We start from the raw sequence: 18,699 nt of genomic DNA on the forward strand, positions 1-18,699 counted from the left end.
TCCCCGACGGGCTCACCAGCCGCGCGCGTACCGCAGCAGCACCACCCCGTTGCCGAACGCGCGGGTTTCCTCCAGCCGCAGCGGGACCGGGGCGTCGGTGGGCGGGAAGAGGGGCTTGCCGCGGCCGATGCGTACGGGGTGCACGTAGATCCGGTACTCGTCCACCAGGTCGTGGCGCAGGAAGGAGGCGGCGAGGTCCGCTCCGCCCAGGGTCAGATCGCCGCCGGGGGCGGCCTTGAGGGCGGCGACCTCCGCCGGTACGACGTCGCGGACCAGGGTGGCTCGGGGGTCGGCAGGGCCGGTCTCCAGGGTGCGCGAGTACACGTACTTCTCCGCGGAGTGCCAGAAGCCGGCGAACCGCGAGACGTGGGCGGTCGCGGCGGGATCGGCGCCGGCGGTGGCCCAGTAGGCGTCCATCATCTCGTAGGTGACCCGGCCCATCAGCATGCCGCCGGCCGAGCGGAGTTGGTCGTCGATGTACTCGAGGAGATCGTCGTCGACGCGATGCCAGTCGATCTGCCGCTGCGGCCCCTCGATGAAACCGTCGAGGGAAACCGACATCATCAGGATGATCTTTCGCATGCCGGCCCACGCTACGCGCCCTCCATACTGGACGGCGTGAAGACCGAAGCCGACACCGACACCGTCCTGTGCACCGTCGAAGGCCGCACCGGGGTGATCACCCTCAATCGCCCGAGGGCCCTCAACGCCCTCACCCACCCCATGGTGCTCCGCATCGCCGAGGTCCTGACCGGCTGGGAGCGGGATCCGGGCGTGGAGCAGGTGCTCATCCGCGGCGCGGGTGAGCGGGGGCTGTGCGCCGGCGGGGACATCCGGGCCATCCACGACGACGCCAAGGCCGGGACGCGGGACTCGGCCGCCTTCTGGCGCGACGAGTACCGGCTCAACGCGCACATCGCCCGCTACCCCAAGCCCTACGTGGCCCTCATGGACGGCATCGTGATGGGCGGCGGAGTCGGCGTGTCCGCGCACGGCAGCATCCGCGTGGTCACCGAGCGCTCCCGCGTCGCCATGCCCGAAACCGGCATCGGCTTCGTCCCGGACGTCGGGGGTACGCACCTCCTGGCCCGCGCCCCCGGCCTGCTCGGCACCCATCTCGCCCTCACCGGCTCCGCGGTGGGCGCCGCCGACGCGGTTCTGTGCGGGCTCGCCGACCACTTCGTACCCGCCGGCCGGCTGCCGGAGCTGACCGCCGAGCTCGCCGGGGCCCCGGCCCGGGAGGTGCTGGGGCGGTACGCCACCGATCCCGGGCCGGGGGTGCTGGCCGAATGGCGGGGCTGGATCGACCACTGCTACGCCGCCGCCACCGTCGAGGAGATCGTGGAGCGGCTGCTCGAGTACGGGGACCCGGCCGCCAAGGAGGCTGCCGAGACGATCCTCACCAAGTCTCCGACGGCCCTGAAGGTGACCTTGGAGGCAATGCGACGGGCCGCCGTGCTCGGCGGGCTGGAGCCGGTGCTGGAACAGGAGTTCCGGGTCTCCTGCCATGCCCTGACCTCACCGGACCTGGTGGAGGGCATCCGGGCGCAAGTCGTCGACAAGGACCGCAGCCCGCGCTGGTCCCCGGCCACCCTCGGTGAGGTCACCGAGCAGGACGTGGCGCGCTTCTTCGCCCCGCTCGCAGGGGAAGGAACCGCCATCACCTCCGGGTGAACCCGGTGGCGGCCCAGGGATTACCCGCCGTTGGACGCGGCGGCGTCGGCGGCCGGGGTCTCCACCCAGTCGACCACCTCGATGATCACGCCGTTCGGGTCGGCCACCAGGAACACGCGCTCGCCCCAGGGCTCCACGCGCGGCTCCATGACGATCGGGACGCCTGCGGCGCGCAGCCGCTCGTACTCGGCGGGCAGGTCGGCCACGGTGAAGGCGAGCAGCACCCCGGCGGCGCGCTGCTCGCGCAGGTCCTCGGGGAGCACCTCCAGGCCGCGCCGAATGAAGATCACGTTCGGGCCGTCGGGGTGGGAGAGGGAGGCGAAGCCGTCGACGGCCATCGTCTCCTGGAATCCGAAGTGCTTGGTCAGGAACGCGGAAGAGGTGGTGACGTCCTCGACGGTGAGGCAGACGGCGGTGTCGGTGATGCGCATGGGTTCCTCCTGGTGTCCTGTGCTCGGAGTTTTACTGTACACCGTATTCTATACGGCGTACAAAGGTAATTGAGTGGCTGCCCACGGGCGGCGGGAAGGGGCCCGAAGTGACCACGGACCGGAGCGGCGCGGGAGACCCCGTCCGCACGTTGGAGCTGCTGTGGCGCGAGCCGGGGCAGGGGGCGCCCAGCGGGCGGCGCGGACCCCGGCAGGGGCTGACCGTGGACGCGGTCGTCGACGGCGCGATCGCGCTCGCCGACGAAGCGGGGGCCGAGGGCCGGCCGGGGCTGGCCGCACTGACGATGCGGGCGCTGGCCCAGCGGCTGGGCGTCACCCCCATGACCCTCTACACGTACGTCCCCGGCAAGGCCGAGCTGCTCGACCTGATGCTCGACGCCGCGTACCTGGCCATGGACCGGAGCGAGCCGGACGCGAAGGGGGCCTGGCGGGAGGGGGTCACCCGGATCGCCGAGGACAACCGCGCCCTGTTCCTGCGGCACCCGTGGATCGCCGAGCTGTCCGTCACCCGCCCCCCGCTGGGCCCCGGCGTGATCGGCAAGTACGAGCACGAGCTCGCGGCCTTCGACGGCATCGGCCTCACCGACGTGGAGATGGACGCGGCCCTGAACCACCTCCTCGGCTTCGTCCACGCACAGGCGCTCGCCGCCGCCGACACCGCCGCGCACAACGCCCGCCAGAGCGACCAGGATTGGTGGGAGCTCAGCGCCCCGCTGCTGGAGCGGGCCATGGACCCGGAGCGCTACCCCCTCGCGGGGCGGGTCGGCAGCACGGTCGGCGGGTACAGCCCCGGGACCGTATGGGACTTCGGTCTGCGCTGCGTCCTCGACGGGATCGCCCGGCTGCTGGAGCGGGGCTGACCCTCCACCCCGTGGAGACGACCTAGCGGTAGCCGGTGGGGTCGGCCGGGAGCCCCGGGTCCTGCACCTCGACCATGTACCGCCAGGCGTCCGGTCGGCTGCCGTCCACGTCCGTGAAGCCGTAGACCCCGGCGAGCTGTCCGCTGGAGAGCGACTGCCCGTTCCAGCGGGACAGCTCAGGGTCGGCGGCCAGCGCCGCGACCGCGCGGCCGACGTAGAACGGGGTCTCCGAGATGCCGAAATGCGGGACCGCGGTCAGTGCGTCCCGCCAATTCGCCTCGGTGACACCGAAGTTGTCCAGCATTATCTCCGAACGGAGCCAGCCCGGGGTCAGGGCCACCGCCGTCGCGCCGCGCGGGCCCACCTCGTGTCCGAGCGCGAACGCCATGCGCAGCACCGCCGACTTGGCGATGTCGTAGAAGAACGAGACCCGGTAGCGGCTCGCGTTGTACTCCGCCGTGCCGTCCGTCATCTCCACCACCAGCCCGCCCGGCTCGCGCAGCAGCAGCGGGAGCGCGTAGTGGCTGGTGACCGCGTGGGTCTCCACCGCCAGCCGCAGCAGCCGCAGCCCGTTGTCCAGATCGTGTTCCCAGACCGTGCTCTCCCACTCGAAGAGCCGCTCGCCGCCCCAGATGTCGTTCACCAGCACATCGAGACGGCCCCGCTCGGAGCCGATCCGCCCGATCAGGGCCTCGACCTGCTCGGGCACCAGATGGTCCGCGACCACCGCGACCCCCTGTCCGCCCGCCGCCGTGACCAGCTCGGCCGTCTCCTCGATCGTCTCGGGCCGGTCGTACTCCGAGCGCCGGCCCCGCGTACTGCGCCCGCTCACGTACACGGTCGCGCCGCGCGCCCCCAACTCGACCGCGATGCCCCGGCCCGCGCCGCGGGTCGCCCCGGCGACCAGGGCGACCTTGCCTTCGAGAGTCCGCTGTACCTCTGTCATGGCCGCGACCCTACGGCGCTCAGGCGCGGCGGGGGTGGTGCGACGCGCCTGCGCCTTCGAGAGCCGGAGCAGGCGCGCTCTTGAACAACCCGGCCCCGAGGCCGCACTGTTGGTCGAGTCGTATCCATATGGTCAGGAGACCGGTTTGTCCACCGATCCCGCGCGGGTACACGCGCACATGCAGCCCTCGGCCCACCCGGACCCGTCCGCGCAAGCGGTCCCGTACGTGATCGACCCCCTCGGTGGCTGCCCGCACGCCCTCAACGCCCGGCTGCGCGCCCAGGGCTCCGTAGCCGAGGTCGTGCTCCCCGGAGGCGTCCCCGGCGCGGTCGTCCTCGGACACGAGGCGCTGAAGGAGTTCCTCGCCCACCCCGATGTGGCCAAGGACGCCAAGCACTTCCCCGCCCTGCGCGACGGCACCATCCCCCCGGACTGGCCGCTGCGCGTCTTCTCCAACGCCCAGGGCATGCACACCTCCGACGGCGCCGACCACCGCCGGCTGCGCTCCCTGGTGGGCAACGCCTTCACCGTCCGCCAGGTGGAGCGGCTGCGCCCCCGGATCGAGGAGCTGACGGCCGGGCTGCTCGACGACCTGCAGCGGGCGGCGGAGCGATCCCCGGACGGGGTGGCGGACCTGCGCACGCACTTCGCGCTCCCGCTCCCGATGAGCGTGATCTGCGAGCTCCTCGGGGTGAACCCCGAGCACCGGGGGCGGCTGCACGAGCTGTCCAACACCGTCATCGTCGCCACCGACACCACCCCGGCCGAGGTCATGGCGGCCGTACGCGAACTCCTCGAGCTGATCGCCGCCATCGCCGCCAGCCGCCGGGCCGAGCCGGGCGAGGACCTGACGAGCGCGCTGATAGCGGCCCGCGACGGAGCCGGCGACCGGCTCAGCGAGGCCGAACTCCTCGGCACCATGCGGCTGATGCTGGTCGCCGGCCACGAGACCACGCTCAACCTGATCAACAACGCCGTACGCGCCCTGTGCACCCACCGCGACCAGCTCGCACTGGTCCTGGAGTCCAAGGCCAGCTGGTCGGACGTGGTCGACGAGACCCTGCGCTTCGACGGCCCGGTCAGCTGGTTCCCGTTCCGCTACCCGACCCGCGACCTGACCATCGACGGCACCGTGATCCCGCAGGGCACACCGGTCCTGGCCGGGTACACGGCGGCCGGCCGCGACGAGGCCTTCCACGGCCCGGACGCCGACCGATTCGACCTGACCCGCCCCACCGCGGCCCGCAACCTCTCCTTCGGGCACGGCGCCCACTACTGCGTCGGGGCGCCGCTCGCCAGGCTGGAGGCCACCATCGCCCTGGAAGCCCTCTTCACCCGCTTCCCGGACCTGGACCTGGCCGTCCCCGAAGCCGGACTGCCGCACCAGCGCAGCTTCATCGGCAACAGCGTCGAAGCGCTGCCCGTCCGCCTGGTGCGGGAGTAGCTCGGGAGTAGCTCGGGGACGGCTCGGGGGGTGGCTCGGCTACGGGGCTTCGCCGGGCGGTGAGATCTCCGTGCTGAGCCAGCCCAGTGCGTCGGGGTACATCCCGATCCAGGTCTGGAAGTTGTGTCCGCCCTGCGGGCGGACCAGGGTCTTGAGCCGGATCCCGGAATCCTTGGCCGCCTTGGTGAAGGCGGTCAGCTGCTGCGGCGGGCTGTCCTTGTCCTGCGCGGACGTGGCCAGGAACAACCCGACGTCCGTGTTCTTGGTGTGCTCGACCAGCCACATCGGGCTGTTGCGCTCGCGCAGCACCGGATCGGACAGTACGTCCGGGTCGCCGGTCAGCGGGTCCGGGTCCAGGGCCGCGCCCGCCCGGAACACCTTCGGGTACTGGAGCGGCAGCTTGGCCGCGCAGAAGGCCCCGGTCGAGATGCCCATCAGCCCCCAGCCCTTGGGCTCGGGGAGCGTACGGAAGTTCTTGGCGACCAGGTCCGGCACGTCCTGCGCGAGCCAGCTGGCCAGCTTGCGCTGCGGGGTGTTCGTGCAGTCGGTGTTCACCCCTCCGGGATACAGCTCGGGGATCACCAGGATGAAGGGGTGCGCCGCGCCGAGCTGGACGAGCTGCCGCAACGCGCCGGGCATGTCACCGAGGTCGATCCAGGAGCGGGGCGAGCCCGGAAAGCCGTGCAGCAGCATCAGCACGGGGAACCGGGTCTTGTCCGCGCCCGGTGCGTCGTACTCCGGGGGAGTCCACACGATCACCTGGCCGGCGAGCTTCGAGTGGGAGCCGCGGAAGTACGTGGTGCGGGTACCGTCACCGCCGAGGGTGAACTCGGCCCGCCCCACCGGCGGCCCGGTCATGTCGGAGGGGTTCTGCCCGACGTCGGTGCCCAGCAGGTCGTCCCACGAGGAGTAGAGGCCGTAGCTCCCGTTGATCCAGGTGGCGATCACGCAGATGGCGGTGAGCTGGCACAAGCCGATCATCACCAGGCGGGTCGGCCAGCGCACCCAGCCGGGACCCGGGACCCGGTTCCACAGGAGCAGCGCGGCGAGCATCGCGAGCACGGTGACGACGATCAGCGTGACGAGGAACGACGTACTGGTCAGCTCCACTGCGCCGGCTCCTGACGTGCGACGGAATGATGGAGAATTCCGGACAATACGCCAAATTTATGATGCGCACCGCCCCGGGGAGGGGCGGCGCGCATCGTGTCGGGCCCGGCGTCGGACCGGGCGTCGGACCTGTCGTCGTAGGGCGGGCCGGTGTCGGATGAGGAAGCGGTACCGGCGGACCAGCGCGGTCCGGCGCCAGGCCCGGCCGAGCCCGAAGTGGTTGCCGCGGCGGTCGTGGCCACGACCGCACCGGCCACCGCGAGGATCCAGTGGTCGTCGGTGAGGGGGTTGGCCGAGGGCGGCATCGTGACGAGCCACATGAAGCCCATCGTCATCGCGCAGGCTGCGGCGGCGGGGGTGAGCAGAGCGGCCATGACGTGCACCCTTGTCCGCTGCCAGAATCTTGTGAAAGCATTCACAAATTACGCGCTAACCCGGGGGTCGGACGACCTCCCAGGTCAGGACCTTGGTTCTGGGGTAGATTCACCGCCTGTTCACCGCCGTGATTCCGGGGATTTCGGGGATTTCGGGCGGGCTGGTGTCGTATGAGGCATGATCGACGGGGATATGCGGAAGACGCGGAAAACAACGAAACGCCGGATTCGATCCGGAGTGCGGGCCGGCCTGACGCCGATGGCGCAGGCGCGTCCCGGCTACCAGGTCAAGCTGCTGGTCGACCCGGACCGGGTGCTCGACGCCGACGGCCTGCCCACCGCCGCCGCGGCGGACGCGCTGTCGCTCGGCGCGCCCGGCCGCTTCGAGGTCGCGCAGTACATGGATGACGCCGGACGCAGCCTGAACGGGCAGGGCTGGATCGTCCGGATCCGGCGCCACGACGACGAGAACCGGATCCGCCTCGCCTACAAGGCCCGCTTCGAGATCGAGGGCGACGGCGCGGACCCGGCCGCGGTGCGGCGCGTGATGGACCTGGCGGCCGGGCGCAACTTCCGCGCAGGTGAGGGCAATTACTCCGTCCAAGTCAACCTGAGCCACACCCGCGCCACCCTCGACTTCACCAACAAGAAGTGCCGGCCCGTCCCTGGCCTGGCGCCCGGTGAACTCCCCGGACTCGACGCCTCCCGCGCCCTCGTACTGGACCGCCTCCCCGGAAAGCTCGCCAAGTGGGATGCGAAACCTGCTGGTTGGGCAGAGTCCGTCACCGCTTCATCACGACTCCACGGTCCCGTAAAGCAGGCCAACTACCCTGGCCGGATGCTCGATCACCCGATGGAGACGCAAGTCAGCCGGCTGCGGACCGCCTCCGGCGAGCTGACCTGGTTCACCGAGATCACCGCCAAGGGGCGCACCCTGCGGGACGCGGTCGAGCTGCGCTCCGACCTGATGGGCAAGCTCCGCGCCGAGGGCTGGCTACTGGAGCGGGACGCCTTCAAGACCGACCTCATCCTCGGCCCGTGACCACCTCCGCGTCCGCGCCGATACGCGTGGCCCACTTGGCCGACCTGCACATAGGTTCCGCCTTGCAGGGGCTGGCGCAGTACCCCGGGGCGCCCGCGATAGACCGGAGCGCAGCCCCGTACGAGGCCCTGCGCGTGGCCGTGCGCCACATTGTCGAAGGCGGCTACCACGCGGTGCTCATCGCCGGGGACGTCTTCGACCGCCGACACGCCGACGCCCGGGCACTGGCCGCCTGCCAGGACGCGCTGGCCGCCTTCCACGAAGCGGGCCTGCGCACGGTGGTGGTCTCGGGCAACCACGACGCCCAGACCCCGCTGCCCCACAAACTGAACCTCCCGCCCTCGGTGCGCTGGCTCGCCGCCGACGCCCCCGAGTCGGTGGCCTGGCCCGACCTCGGCATCACCGTCCACGGCCAGTCGGTGGCCGAGCCCGACGAGCGCCGCGACCTCGCGGCCGGCTATCCGCGCGCGATACCCGGCGCCGTCAACATAGGGCTGCTGCACACCAGCCTGCACGGCGCCTGGAGCCGCCGGATCTGCGCACCGGCCGACCCGCGGACCCTGGCCCGCGCCGGATACGACTACTGGGCGCTGGGCCACGTCCACCACCGGCTGATCCCCGGCGCCGGGGCTTTCGCCGTCTACCCGGGCAACACGCACGCCCGCGGCCCGGGAGAGCCGGGCGGCCGCGGATTCACCGAACTGCTCATCGAAGGACCCGCATCGGGTCCCGCGCCGGATGCCGGACCGGATCCCGGACCGGGTTCCGCAGCGGCTCCCGGCCCCGGCGGTGACCGCCGCCGCATCACCATCCGCCCGGTGGACACCGCCCCCGTGCGCTACGAGACGCTCCACCTCCCGTACCCGGCGACCGCCGAGGCCGAGCTGAGGGACCGGTTCGCGGCCCTCGCCGAGCCGCCCGCGGGCGGCTGCGTCGTCTGGACCCTCAGCGCCGCCACCCCGCCCGGCCTCCTCCACGAGGCCCGCGCCCTGGCCGGCCCGGCCGCGATGGTCTGCCCCGCCGAGGGCTGAACCCGGTTGAACCCCAGACCCGCCCTACCCCCGGACCCGGACCGTCACCGCGTGCCACCCGGTGGCCCCGTCCGGGACGGTTCCGGCGCGGTCCCCCGTCTGCACGGCGCCGGTACGGTCCGTGGCCCGGACCTCCAGGGTGTGCCCGCCCGCAGCCGCCTCCCAGAGCCACACCCACTGGCGCCAGGTGTCGTCCCCGTCCGCCTCCCCGAGCCGGGCCTCCCGCCACGGACCTGCGTCCACCCGTACCTCCACCCGCGCGATGCCCCGGTGCTGCGCCCACGCCACTCCGGCGACGGCCACCCGGCCCGCCGCGACCCCGGCGAAGGAGCGCGGGGTGTCGATGCGCGACTGGGTCTTGACCGGAGCCCGCCGCGCCCAGGACCGGCGCACCCAGTACGCGTCGTAGGCGGTGAAGGTGGTCAGCCGCAGCTCGCGCAGCCACTTGCACGCGGAGACGTACCCGTACAGGCCCGGCACGATCATCCGGACGGGGAATCCGTGCCGGAACGGGAGCGGCTCACCGTTCATCCCGACCGCCAGCAGGGCCTCCCTGCCGTCCATCACGGCCTCCACGGGGGTGCCGATGGTCATCCCGTCCACCGAGCGGGCCACCAGCTGGTCGGCGCGGCCGCCCTGCGACGGCGGTCGCACCCCCGCCTCGCGGAGCAGATCGGCGAGGCGCACGCCAAGCCAGCGGGCATTGCCCGCGTACGGGCCACCGACCTCGTTGGACACGCAGGTGAGGGTGGCGTCGTGCTCGACCAGGGGGCGGGTCAGCAGCTCCCGCAGATCGAGGGTGAGGGGCCGGGAGACCCCGTCCCCGTACACGCGCAGCCGCCAGGTGTCCGCGTCCACGCGCGGCACGACCAGCGCGGTGTCCACCCGGTAGAAGTCCCGGTTGGGGGTGACGAAGCGGGCGGCCCCGGGAATCCGCAGGTCCGACCCGGCCGGTACGGGCGGGGCCGGCACGGCGGGCGGTGGCAGGACGAGCCCGGCCCGCGAGGCCGTGGCTCCCGCGTCCCCGAAGGCGCCGAGCCGCCGCGCGGCGTAGGCGGTCCCGGCCGAGAGCGCCAGGGCGGCGACGGCGAGACGGCCGAAGCCGCGCCGGTCGACGGCTCCGGGCGCGGCGGCTCCAGGGGATTGCGGATGGGGCCGTCGTGCGGCTCTGACCAGCACATACAGGATTGCGGCGGCCGTGAGGCCGCCCGACAGCGAGGGCAGGGCGTCCTTCCACGTGGCCTCCGGGCGGCTGATCGCGGCCACCGCTCCGAGCGCGCCGAAGGCGGCCGCGAGCGCCGTGCCCGCGGGCAGGTGGCGTACGGCCAGCAGCCCGGCCGCGATCGCCACGGCGGCCAGCGCGGCGCCGATGCCGAGCGTCAGGGCCAGCTTGTCGTCCGTACCGAACTGGCGGATCGCCCACTCCTTGAGGGCGGCCGGGGTGCGGTCGACCACGGCGCCGCCGACGGCGGTGACCGGGGCGGCCTCGGGCCGGACGGCCGTCGCGGCCAGCTGGGCCAGAGCGAGCCCGGCGAGGGCCGCGAGCAGTCCGCTGACGGCGCCGAGCGCGTACCGCCCGGGCCTGCCCGGGTCGGCCCGCCCCGTTTTCGCGCGGATCATGTGGACTCACCACCCGCCCCGCTCGGTGCGTATGTGTTCCCCCGGTTCCAGCGTGCTCCGAACCGGGGGTCCGCGCCTCAGGCGAGCAGGTGGCCGGCCCGCTGCGAGGCTCGCCGGGCCATGGCCGCGAGCCGGCTCTCCGGATCCGCCGGGGCGGCCGCGCGGTGGCCGGCGCTCTGGCGGCGCTTGCGGAGTTCCACGATCCCGGCGGTGAGCCGTTCCCGCGGGTCGGAGCGGTGCGCCAGATCCTGCTCCCGGTACGCGGGCAGATCCTGCTTCCGGTCGGCGGGCGGACGTAACCGGCCGGTGGCGGGCTCGGTTGCCCGGCCGGTGTGGAGCTTCGGGAGCTCCAGCGTGGCGCGGGTGTGGTTCGGGTCGGTCGCGGACATGGCGGGCGTCCTTCCGGCGGTGGCGGCGTCGGAAAGGGCGGTCACCGGAGGATGGCTCCGCTGACCGCCCCTGATCCGTTTCCGTCAGTTTCCTTCAGTGAACCCAGTGCCGCGCTCGAGTGGCGGCCGGTCGGCCCGGTTGTCCCTCATGCGGGTGGGGAGCTTCCCGCGGGAGGGTGAGGGAGAGGTCCTCCGTGTATTCCCACCACCTTTGTGGTGTAGGTCAGTCGACCTCGGGCAGGGTGGCGGCGATGGCGGTCGCCAGGACGTACGGGTCGCCGCTCGGCCGGGCCGGGTGGCGGGTGGTGAGGCGGGCCCAGCCGTCCTCGAAGGCGTGCCAGTCGATCGCCTTCGGCGCGGCCTGCCGCGCCAGCGCCTCATCCAGCGAGGCGAAGTAGGAGGACCAGCGCCGGGCGTACAACTCGCTGATCAGACCGCTCCATTCACGGTTGGCGTAGTCGTGCAGGTGGCCGCCCTCGCTGGTGCTCTGGTGCCCCCACACGCTGAGGACCGAGCGGGCGTCGTACTCGTACCGGTCCTGCTCGGCCTCGTCGGCGCCGTGCGCCCGGGCCGCCGACAGCCAGGAGCCGAGCAGGAAGTTCGGATCGGAGCCGACGAGCTCGTCCAACTGCTTCTCCCGGTGAGCCCAGTCGGCGGTCAGTTCGCGGAACAGCGCCAGGTCCTTGGCCTCGTAGGCCGCCTTGATCCGGGGCAGCAGCACCCGCGAGTGGTTGGCGAGGGCCTGGCGGGCGGTGTCCACCAGGTCGAACCGGTAGGCGCTGGAGCCGCGCAGTCCGGGGTCCACCTTGAGGAGGTGGACCAGGGCCCGGCGTACCGAACCCGCCGGATAGCGCATCCCCTTGGGGCTCCAGTAGGCAGATCCCGCCGCCGTCAGGCTCGGCCGGGCCGAGAACAGGCTGTCCTGGGACTCCGACCAGAGCCCCGAGGAGGTGCTGTACGGCCCCTTGCGCAGCTCGTCCCACGCCGCGGCGGCCTCGGCGTCCGGGGCCCCGTACCGGCGGCCCGCGAAGTCCGCGAACCACTTCTGCTGGTCGACGGGGCCGGGCTCCCAGGCCAGGTCGGTGAAGAGGTCGAAGGCCGCCGGGTTGGTCCCGGTGGCCTCCGGCAGGTAGGCGATGCCGGTCAGCGCACTGTCCGGCTTCGCGCGCCAGGACTGGAAGCGGTCGATCCACACCGAGGTGTTGGCGCCGATCGTCGTGTGCCCGCCGAAGTTGTAGATCGAGCCGATCGCGTACGGGGCCCCGCCCCAACGGGTCTCGCGGTCGAGCCGGTTGTACCGGTCGGAGAGCCCGTCCAGGATCAGCAGCTTCGAGGTGTCCACCCCGGAGAGGAGCTCCTTGGTCGGGTCGTCCTGCCAGCCCAGCACCGCCCACAGCGCGCCCGGGTGGGCCGCCCACAGGGCCTGCTGCACCGCCCCGGCGGCCGCCTTCACATCCACCGAACCGGTCAGCCCGCCCTCGTGCAACGGGCTCATCCGGTACATGGAGCTGTCCCCGAACACCGCACGCTGCTCGGCGTAGTACGCGGCGGCCAGTCGCGCGAAGGGCGGCGAGACCGGGTCCAGCCAGTCCGGCCGGTCGAAGCCCGCCCAGCCGCCCTGCGGAACCGTCGCCGCGCCCGGGTTGCGCTCCGCGAAGGACGGCGGCACGGTCCCGAAGTAGCCCGGCAGCACCGGGGTCATCCCCAGACTGCGCAGCTGGTCGGCGATCCTGCCGCCCAACTCGGCTCGGCCGCGCATCAGTTCCTCGGACACCGGGCCGCCGAAGCCGCTCAGGTTCTGCAGCAGCCACCAGCTCTGGTGACCGGGACCGGGGATCCACTTCCGCAGCTCCTCGGCGGTGTAGCCGAACCGCTGGAGCGCACGGTAGTACGGGTACTCGGCGCCGACCTGCACGAACACCTCGTTGATGCCGTGCAGTGCGAGCAGGTCGATCTGCCGCTGGTGCTCCTCGAAGGTGCGGTACGGGCCGCTGTACCCGTCGTCGGTGTCGTTGAGCGCGTACCGGTGTGCGACGAGCGCGCTGCGGGTGACCGGGGCGGGCACCGCCGGCAGCTCGGCGGGCAGCATGCCGATGCTGTCGCCGGGCCAGCCGATGTCGGCTCCGGCGACGTGCTGGAGGTACCAGCCGACCCCGGTGAGCAGGGTGGCGCCGGTGGAACCCCGGACGGTGATCGCGCCGGCCGTACCGGACACGGTGAAGCCGTCCGGCCCGGCCCCGGGGTCGGACACCAGGGTGAACTGCCCGGCGTGCCGCGGCAGCAGCCGCCGCAGGGAGGCCCGCGCGGGCGCGGCGTCGAAGGCCTGCGGCCGGGGGGCGGGCGCCGCCTGCGCGGCGGGTGCCGCGCCGGCCCGGGCGGGAGACCGGGTGGCGGGAGCGGATGGCTGGGCGGCGGGAGCCGTCGCTCCGGGGGCGGCTCCGGCGACCGCCAGGGTGAGCAGGGCCGCGGGCAGTGCGGCCAGGGTGACCCGGCGGCGCACCTGCCCGGCCCGTCCGCGTGGTGGGATGGGGACCGGCATGCGCTTCGTCCTCGTCTCGGCCGGGTCCGGCGGTGGGGCCGGCTCGCTCGGCTCTGTGGGTGGGTGCTTCCTCGTCTGGTTCCCCATGCGGGCGGGCCGTCAGACCGGCAGGGCCCACGCCTGGTCGACCTGGTGGTCTCCGCAGGGCGTCAGCCGCAGCCGCTCGACGGGCGTGCCCGGGTCGGCGGGGGCCGCCGCCGGGGCCGGCGCGGTCAGGCAGAGCCCGCTCGCATCCTCGACCAGCGCTCCGTCGCGGCGGGGGGTCCAGCTCTGACCGGCCTCGCGGCGCCGCGGTCCGTCCGAGCAGTCGGCCAGCTCCACGAGGTGCTCCTCGCCCGCCGACAGGCACTCGCCGGCCAGCCGCAGGCTGCCGTTGCGGCCCAGGGTCCAGCGCTGGTCGGGTGCGCCCGTACAGGCGCCCATCACGACGGCGCCGACACCGGTGGTGTTCGCCCCGTCGGCGCAGGCGGCGCCCTGGCCGGAGCCCCGGCCGGCGATCTGCCCGGTGGGCACGGCTTCGGCGCAGCCGCTGCGCGGAGTGAGCCGCCAGACGCCCGTGTCGTGTGCGGCCAGGGTTGCGGTCAACGTGTCGGACACCTCCCCGGTTTCACCGTTCCACAGGTTCTTCGCGTCGACGGTGCAGGAGCCGAGGCCGATCTCGTCGAGCGGTACGCGGATGTCGCGGGCGGCGCCGGACCGGTTGAGCACGGCGACCGCCCGGTCCCCGTCCGCCAGCGGACGTACCAGGATGTCGGAGGTGGCGTTCGAGGAGACCACCGCGCCCTGACGGCCCATGGGGTCCTGGTCCAGCGCGATCAGATCGGTGTTGCCGAGGGCGGCGAGCCCGTCCGGGGTGAGCTCGGAAACCTGCGAGGACAGGATGAACGGCGCGGCCATCATGGCCCACAGTCCCACTTGGCTGCGGCTCTCCGCCGCGGTGAGTCCGGGGGCGCCCGCGATCAGGAAGTCGGGATCGTTCCAGTTGCCGGGGCCGGCGTACCGGCCGAGCCAGCGGTTGTAGCCGTAGTTGCCCATGACCGAGCTCCAGCGCGAGGTGTCCGGGGCGGCGGGCTTGTAGACCTTGATGTCCCGGCCCTCGCGCCACAGCTGGCCGGTCTCGCCGACCCAGTCGATCACCTTGTGCCAGTCGGAGCCGCCCCACTCGCCCTGCTGGAAGTAGGCGGGGGCCGAGGCGGACAGCGCCATGGCCCGGCCGCTGTCGCGCAGTGCCTTCGCGACGGAGTTGTAGGCGTCCCGGTAGGCCTGTTCCTTGGTCTTCCCCTCGGGCACCCAGAGGTTGCAGCCGTCCATCTTGACGTAGTCCACCTCCCAGGAGGCGAACTGCCGGGCGTCGCGGGCGTAGTGGTCGGGTCCGCCGCCGTCGGGGGAGCCGCTGCCGGGGTAGCGCTCGCAGGTGAGGGAGCCGGCGTCCTGGTAGATGCCGAACTTCAGCTTCCTGTCGTGCAGGTACCTGCCGAGCCAGTCCATGCCGTGCGGGAACTTCTGTGTGTCTACGACCAGATTGCCTTCCGCGTCGCGGCTCCTGGTCATCCAGCAGTCGTCGATGGTGACGGTGTCGTAGCCCTTGGCGGCCAGACCGGTGGCCACGAGCGCGTCCGCGTTCGCCACGACCTTGGCCTCGTCGATGTCGCACATGTAGTGCGCCCAGTTGTTCCAGCCCATGGGCGGGGTGAGCGCGAGCGGGGTGTCCGAGGTCGCGGTCGGCTCGGCCGCCGCCGGGGCGGGGCAGAGCGCGAGGGCGAGCAGGGCGGCCGCGGTCAGACAGGGGAGCGACGCACGCAGGCGAGGCGGCACGGAGTCTCCTTGACGTGGGGGCTGTCGAGGGCTCAGTGCAGCGGTGTGACTACCCGCTGTCAACATAAGTCGAGGGTTATCGGTCAATGACCAGCAATATGGGTGTAGTCGAGCGCGCTCGAAGGGGTTGATACGCCGTACGAACCGGCGTACGTGACACTGGCTGATACGCTGTATCTCATGCCGAGGAGATCAGCCGCCCTGGACCGTGCCACACCCGCGACGATCGCCGCCGCCGCCCTGCGGATCCTCGACGAGCAGGGGCCCGCCGCGCTCAGTTTCCGCGCGCTCGCCGACCGGCTCGACGTCTCGCACGCCACCGTCCAGCGCCGCTGCACCGACCTCGCCGGCCTGCTCGACCTCTGCACCGAACACCTCGCCGCCCAGCTGCCCGAGATCCGGGCCGACGTGGGCTGGGCCGAAGCCACAGAGCAGCGGTTCACCGCCCTCTACCGGCTCCTCGCGGACCACCCCGGGTTGATGATCCTGCGAGGCGGCCGCCCCTGGCTCGGCCGCCAGCTGCTCGCCCGGCTCGTGGAACCGGCCCTCGCCGACAGCGTGGCCGCCGGGATGACCCCCGCCGAGGCGATGACCGCCTACCGGCGGATGTACCTGCTGACCCTGGGCAGCGCCGCCTTCGTCGACCACCGCGACCCGGCCGCCGCCACCGCCGCATCGCGCGGCGCACTGGCCGCCCTGGATCCCGCCGAGTTCCCCGTGCTCTCCGGCGGACTGGCCGACGTACTGCCCGCCCTGACCGACCACGAGGTGTACTACGGCGCCCTGCGCCAGCTGATCGAGGCGGCCCGGCCCGCCGGAGCCTGAGGGCGGGCCGGGGGGTCAGAAAGGGCGGGCCCGAGAACGACAGGCCCGACCGGCAGTTCCGTACGACAGCGGCGTACGGCAGTTCCGAACGACAGTGCCGTACGGCTTCCGAACGACAGGAGTGCGGGTTCATGGAACAGCAGCTCGACTACGCCGCGGTGCGCGCCGCGGCCGGCCGGATCGCCGGGGCCGTGCGGCCCGTCGCCGTCATACCGGCGGGCGACGGGATCTCGTACGCCCTGGAGTACCTCCAGCACACCGGCTCCTTCAAAGCGCGCGGAGCCCGCAACTTCCTCGCCGCCCACCGTGCCGCCGGCACCCTCCCCGCGGCCGGGGTCACCATCGCCTCCGGCGGCAACGCCGGCCTCGCCTGCGCCTGGGCGGCCCGGGCCGAGGCCGTACCCGCCACCGTGTTCCTGCCGGCGACGGCCCCGCGCGTGAAGGTGGAACGGCTGCGCGGCTACGGGGCCGACGTGCGGCTCGTGGGTGACCGGTACGCCGAAGCACTCGCCGCCTGCCGGGAGTTCGCCGCCGGGAGCGGGGCGCTGAGCAGCCACGCGTACGACCACCCGCTGATCGCGGCGGGCGCCGGGACCCTGCTCGACGAGATCCGCACCGCCCTGCCCGGCCTGGACACGGTCGTCGTCGCGGTCGGCGGCGGCGGGCTGTTCGCCGGCATCGCGACCGCCGCGCGGCAGTACGGCGTACGGGTCGTCGCGGCCGAACCGGAGAACTGCCGGGCCCTGAACGCCGCCCTCGAAGCCGGCCGGCCGGTGGACGTCCCGGTGGACTCGGTGGCCGCCGACTCGCTCGGGGCGACCCGGGTCTCCGCGGACGCCCTGGCCGCCGTACGGGAGCGGAACGCCGTATCGGTCCTGGTCCCCGACGCGGAGATCACCGCCGCCCGGCGCGCGCTCTGGGAGGAGCACCGCATCGTGGTCGAAGCGGGCGCGGCCACCGCCCTGGCGGCCGTACGCGCCGCGCCCGGTCCGCTCGGCGAGCGGGTCGCCGTGGTGCTGTGCGGGGCCAACACGGACCCGGCGGATCTGGGCGGCGCACCGTCCTGAGGGCGGCGCCCCGGCCCACCCTTCAGGCGGAGCCGTCCTCGCGGACCACGACGACCGTGCTGGCCGCGTACTGCACCACCTGCTGGCTGACCGAGCCCAGCAGTGCGCCCTTGATGCCGCCGTAGCCGCGGGTGCCGACCACCGTCAGCGCCGCTTCCTTCGAGGCGTCGACCAGCACCCGCGCGGGCGAGCCCTGTTCGACCCGCCGGAAGACCGGGACGCCCGGCGAGGTGCCGACCGACTCCGCCACGGTGTCGGCGAGCTTCTGCCGGGCCGCGTCCTCGGCGTGGACCAGCTCGATCTGCTCGGCCGGGCTGACGCCGAAGGGGTTGGTGTTCCACTCCCAGCTCATGACGGCGTGCACGCGGCCGCCGATGGCCTTCGCCTGGGCGACGGCCCAGCGCAGGGCCTCCTTCGAGTGGTTCGAACCGTCCACGCCGACGACGATCAGAGGCTCGATGTTCTGGCTCACGATGGTTCCTCACGTTTCGTCCGAATGATCGTTCCCGTCCCTGTATACACGCCGCACCCGGTCCGACCTCGAACGACGATCGTCGCGCGGACCGAAGACTTTGGAGAACAGCACGGGCCGCTCCCGGTTGCGAGAGTCGGGGGGCGGACGGGAGCCGTCCGGCGGATTACAGAGGGACGGGGGGTTCGAAGTGGCGCGACGCAGGGGATGTCTGATCGGCTGTGCGGTGGCCGGGGTCCTGGGGATCGCGGTGCTCGTGGCGCTGGTCTTCGGCATCGGCAAGATCGTGGACGTGGCCGACAAGACCCTCGTGGACCCCAAGGTGTACGAGGCCGTCGAGGCCGGCGAGGCCGAGACGGAGGTCCGCGCCAAGCTGCCGTCCGGCGAAAGCTTCGTCACCTCGGCCCTCAAGGACGGCGGCCCCGCCGAGCCCGCCGGCAGCCAGTGCTCCTGGTACCTGTCCAGCTCGGGGAACGGCGACACGGTGCTGCGCTTCTGCTACAGGGACGGCAAGCTCGCCGAGAAGGCCGACTACCGCGTCAAGTAGGGCCTTCGGCCCCTGCCCGCCGGGTCCGTCCCGCCGGAGGGCGGACGCATGCAGACCAACTCCGCCGGTTCCATCCCCGCCGGCCCCGTCCTGCCCGCGGTGGACGGCTCGGAACACGGCCTGAGGACCGTGGACTGGGCCCTCGACGCCGCCCGCGCGCGCGGAGCGGCGCTCCACGTGGTGCACGCACGGCCGGACGCCCCGCGGGGCCACGCCCCGGGGGAGGCCCCCGTACCGCCGCCCGTCCGGGACGGCGATCCGGTGCTGGACGCGGTACGGGCGAGGCCGGAAGGGCGGGAGCAACTGCCGCCCGTCACCTACGTCTCCCGCGACGCGGCCCCCTCCGCCGCCCTGGTCGAACTCGCGGCGGGAGCGCGGCTTGCACGCGCTGTGCCCGGTGGCGGTCGTTCCCGTACGCCCGTAGGAGACGGCCGCTGCGGACTCCCCTCCCGTGTTTATGATCAGGTCGGCCTGACGGGCCAACAGGGGGAGTGA

The 18,699-nt window shown here is 73.1% G+C and carries 19 protein-coding genes; 9 read left to right on the top strand and 10 right to left on the bottom strand.

Going from position 1 to position 18,699, the window contains the following annotated elements; genetic code table 11:
* Positions 1-12: 12 nt before the first annotated feature.
* On the bottom strand, positions 13-582 hold the full coding sequence (locus OTB20_RS20980; RefSeq protein ID WP_267819626.1) for a dihydrofolate reductase family protein: 570 nt from the start codon (positions 580-582) through the stop codon (positions 13-15).
* 36 nt (positions 583-618) lie between these two features.
* Between OTB20_RS20980 and OTB20_RS20985 the strand changes: the two genes are divergently transcribed.
* On the top strand, positions 619-1,674 hold the full coding sequence (locus tag OTB20_RS20985; protein ID WP_267819627.1) for an enoyl-CoA hydratase/isomerase family protein: 1,056 nt from the start codon (positions 619-621) through the stop codon (positions 1,672-1,674).
* 20 nt (positions 1,675-1,694) lie between these two features.
* On the opposite strand, the gene OTB20_RS20990 is transcribed toward OTB20_RS20985, so the two are convergent.
* Positions 1,695-2,105: a VOC family protein gene (locus tag OTB20_RS20990; protein WP_267819628.1), complete on the bottom strand. Its 411-nt coding sequence runs from the start codon at positions 2,103-2,105 to the stop codon at positions 1,695-1,697.
* Positions 2,106-2,212: 107 nt separating this feature from the next.
* Between OTB20_RS20990 and OTB20_RS20995 the strand changes: the two genes are divergently transcribed.
* Positions 2,213-2,983 carry a TetR/AcrR family transcriptional regulator gene (locus OTB20_RS20995; RefSeq protein WP_267819629.1) on the top strand — a complete coding sequence of 257 codons (771 nt, stop codon included), beginning with the start codon at positions 2,213-2,215 and terminating at the stop codon, positions 2,981-2,983.
* Between the two features lie 22 nt (positions 2,984-3,005).
* Here OTB20_RS20995 and OTB20_RS21000 read toward each other — a convergent pair whose 3' ends face one another.
* The gene (locus tag OTB20_RS21000; protein WP_267819631.1) at positions 3,006-3,929 is read right to left on the bottom strand and encodes an SDR family oxidoreductase; all 924 of its coding nucleotides are present in this window, start codon (positions 3,927-3,929) and stop codon (positions 3,006-3,008) included.
* A gap of 178 nt (positions 3,930-4,107) precedes the next feature.
* Here OTB20_RS21000 and OTB20_RS21005 point away from each other — a divergent pair, with 178 nt between their 5' ends.
* Positions 4,108-5,373 (top strand): cytochrome P450 family protein, encoded by a 1,266-nt coding sequence (locus OTB20_RS21005; protein WP_267819738.1) that lies wholly within the window; start codon positions 4,108-4,110, stop codon positions 5,371-5,373.
* A gap of 39 nt (positions 5,374-5,412) precedes the next feature.
* On the opposite strand, the gene OTB20_RS21010 is transcribed toward OTB20_RS21005, so the two are convergent.
* Together OTB20_RS21010 and OTB20_RS21015 are read right to left on the bottom strand one after the other, a co-directional pair.
* Positions 5,413-6,483 (bottom strand): alpha/beta hydrolase, encoded by a 1,071-nt coding sequence (locus OTB20_RS21010; protein WP_267819632.1) that lies wholly within the window; start codon positions 6,481-6,483, stop codon positions 5,413-5,415.
* Positions 6,474-6,857 carry a hypothetical protein gene (locus OTB20_RS21015; protein WP_267819633.1) on the bottom strand — a complete coding sequence of 128 codons (384 nt, stop codon included), beginning with the start codon at positions 6,855-6,857 and terminating at the stop codon, positions 6,474-6,476. Before OTB20_RS21015 ends, OTB20_RS21010 begins: the two co-directional genes overlap by 10 nt.
* A 259-nt stretch (positions 6,858-7,116) precedes the next feature.
* Here OTB20_RS21015 and OTB20_RS21020 point away from each other — a divergent pair, with 259 nt between their 5' ends.
* On the top strand, positions 7,117-7,899 hold the full coding sequence (locus tag OTB20_RS21020) for a hypothetical protein (protein ID WP_267819636.1): 783 nt from the start codon (positions 7,117-7,119) through the stop codon (positions 7,897-7,899).
* Positions 7,896-8,930 carry a metallophosphoesterase family protein gene (locus OTB20_RS21025; protein WP_267819637.1) on the top strand — a complete coding sequence of 345 codons (1,035 nt, stop codon included), beginning with the start codon at positions 7,896-7,898 and terminating at the stop codon, positions 8,928-8,930. The genes OTB20_RS21020 and OTB20_RS21025 overlap by 4 nt, the downstream gene beginning before the upstream one ends.
* Before the next feature lie 24 nt (positions 8,931-8,954).
* Here the strand turns inward: OTB20_RS21025 and OTB20_RS21030 are convergent, their stop codons facing one another.
* The 4 genes from OTB20_RS21030 to OTB20_RS21045 all read right to left on the bottom strand — a co-directional run bounded on the left by OTB20_RS21030 (position 8,955) and on the right by OTB20_RS21045 (position 15,293).
* Positions 8,955-10,550 carry a molybdopterin-dependent oxidoreductase gene (locus OTB20_RS21030; RefSeq protein WP_267819639.1) on the bottom strand — a complete coding sequence of 532 codons (1,596 nt, stop codon included), beginning with the start codon at positions 10,548-10,550 and terminating at the stop codon, positions 8,955-8,957.
* 77 nt (positions 10,551-10,627) lie between these two features.
* A complete protein-coding gene (locus tag OTB20_RS21035; RefSeq protein WP_267819641.1) occupies positions 10,628-10,939 on the bottom strand; it encodes a hypothetical protein in 312 nt (103 codons plus the stop codon).
* 223 nt (positions 10,940-11,162) lie between these two features.
* Entirely contained in the window at positions 11,163-13,478 is a 2,316-nt protein-coding gene (locus tag OTB20_RS21040; RefSeq protein ID WP_267819643.1) for an alpha-N-acetylglucosaminidase, read from the bottom strand.
* A gap of 99 nt (positions 13,479-13,577) precedes the next feature.
* Positions 13,578-15,293, bottom strand: coding sequence for an alpha-galactosidase (locus OTB20_RS21045; protein WP_267819645.1), 1,716 nt, complete (start codon positions 15,291-15,293; stop codon positions 13,578-13,580).
* A 180-nt stretch (positions 15,294-15,473) separates the two neighbouring features.
* Here OTB20_RS21045 and OTB20_RS21050 point away from each other — a divergent pair, with 180 nt between their 5' ends.
* The gene (locus tag OTB20_RS21050) at positions 15,474-16,118 is read left to right on the top strand and encodes a TetR family transcriptional regulator (protein ID WP_267819647.1); all 645 of its coding nucleotides are present in this window, start codon (positions 15,474-15,476) and stop codon (positions 16,116-16,118) included.
* A 131-nt stretch (positions 16,119-16,249) separates the two neighbouring features.
* Entirely contained in the window at positions 16,250-17,185 is a 936-nt protein-coding gene (locus OTB20_RS21055; RefSeq protein ID WP_267819649.1) for a serine/threonine dehydratase, read from the top strand.
* A 22-nt stretch (positions 17,186-17,207) separates the two neighbouring features.
* Here the strand turns inward: OTB20_RS21055 and OTB20_RS21060 are convergent, their stop codons facing one another.
* Positions 17,208-17,657, bottom strand: coding sequence for a universal stress protein (locus tag OTB20_RS21060; RefSeq protein ID WP_267819651.1), 450 nt, complete (start codon positions 17,655-17,657; stop codon positions 17,208-17,210).
* Between the two features lie 190 nt (positions 17,658-17,847).
* Between OTB20_RS21060 and OTB20_RS21065 the strand changes: the two genes are divergently transcribed.
* Both OTB20_RS21065 and OTB20_RS21070 read left to right on the top strand, forming a co-directional pair.
* Entirely contained in the window at positions 17,848-18,204 is a 357-nt protein-coding gene (locus OTB20_RS21065) for a hypothetical protein (protein WP_267819653.1), read from the top strand.
* A gap of 48 nt (positions 18,205-18,252) precedes the next feature.
* Positions 18,253-18,699 (top strand): universal stress protein, encoded by a 447-nt coding sequence (locus tag OTB20_RS21070; RefSeq protein ID WP_267819655.1) that lies wholly within the window; start codon positions 18,253-18,255, stop codon positions 18,697-18,699.

The organism is Streptomyces sp. H27-H1 (assembly GCF_026627445.1).
GTDB lineage: Bacteria > Actinomycetota > Actinomycetes > Streptomycetales > Streptomycetaceae > Streptomyces.

What these genes read in the sequence shown, in the direction of transcription:
- OTB20_RS20980 (WP_267819626.1), bottom strand. Translation starts at nt 582, where the DNA reads ATGCGAAAGATCATCCTGATGATGTCGGTTTCCCTCGACGGTTTCATC.
- OTB20_RS20990 (WP_267819628.1), bottom strand. Translation starts at nt 2,105, where the DNA reads ATGCGCATCACCGACACCGCCGTCTGCCTCACCGTCGAGGACGTCACC.
- OTB20_RS21000 (WP_267819631.1), bottom strand. Translation starts at nt 3,929, where the DNA reads ATGACAGAGGTACAGCGGACTCTCGAAGGCAAGGTCGCCCTGGTCGCC.
- OTB20_RS21005 (WP_267819738.1), top strand. Translation starts at nt 4,108, where the DNA reads ATGCAGCCCTCGGCCCACCCGGACCCGTCCGCGCAAGCGGTCCCGTAC.
- OTB20_RS21015 (WP_267819633.1), bottom strand. Translation starts at nt 6,857, where the DNA reads ATGGCCGCTCTGCTCACCCCCGCCGCCGCAGCCTGCGCGATGACGATG.
- OTB20_RS21020 (WP_267819636.1), top strand. Translation starts at nt 7,117, where the DNA reads ATGGCGCAGGCGCGTCCCGGCTACCAGGTCAAGCTGCTGGTCGACCCG.
- OTB20_RS21030 (WP_267819639.1), bottom strand. Translation starts at nt 10,550, where the DNA reads ATGATCCGCGCGAAAACGGGGCGGGCCGACCCGGGCAGGCCCGGGCGG.
- OTB20_RS21035 (WP_267819641.1), bottom strand. Translation starts at nt 10,939, where the DNA reads ATGTCCGCGACCGACCCGAACCACACCCGCGCCACGCTGGAGCTCCCG.
- OTB20_RS21040 (WP_267819643.1), bottom strand. Translation starts at nt 13,478, where the DNA reads ATGCCGGTCCCCATCCCACCACGCGGACGGGCCGGGCAGGTGCGCCGC.
- OTB20_RS21050 (WP_267819647.1), top strand. Translation starts at nt 15,474, where the DNA reads ATGCCGAGGAGATCAGCCGCCCTGGACCGTGCCACACCCGCGACGATC.
- OTB20_RS21055 (WP_267819649.1), top strand. Translation starts at nt 16,250, where the DNA reads ATGGAACAGCAGCTCGACTACGCCGCGGTGCGCGCCGCGGCCGGCCGG.
- OTB20_RS21070 (WP_267819655.1), top strand. Translation starts at nt 18,253, where the DNA reads ATGCAGACCAACTCCGCCGGTTCCATCCCCGCCGGCCCCGTCCTGCCC.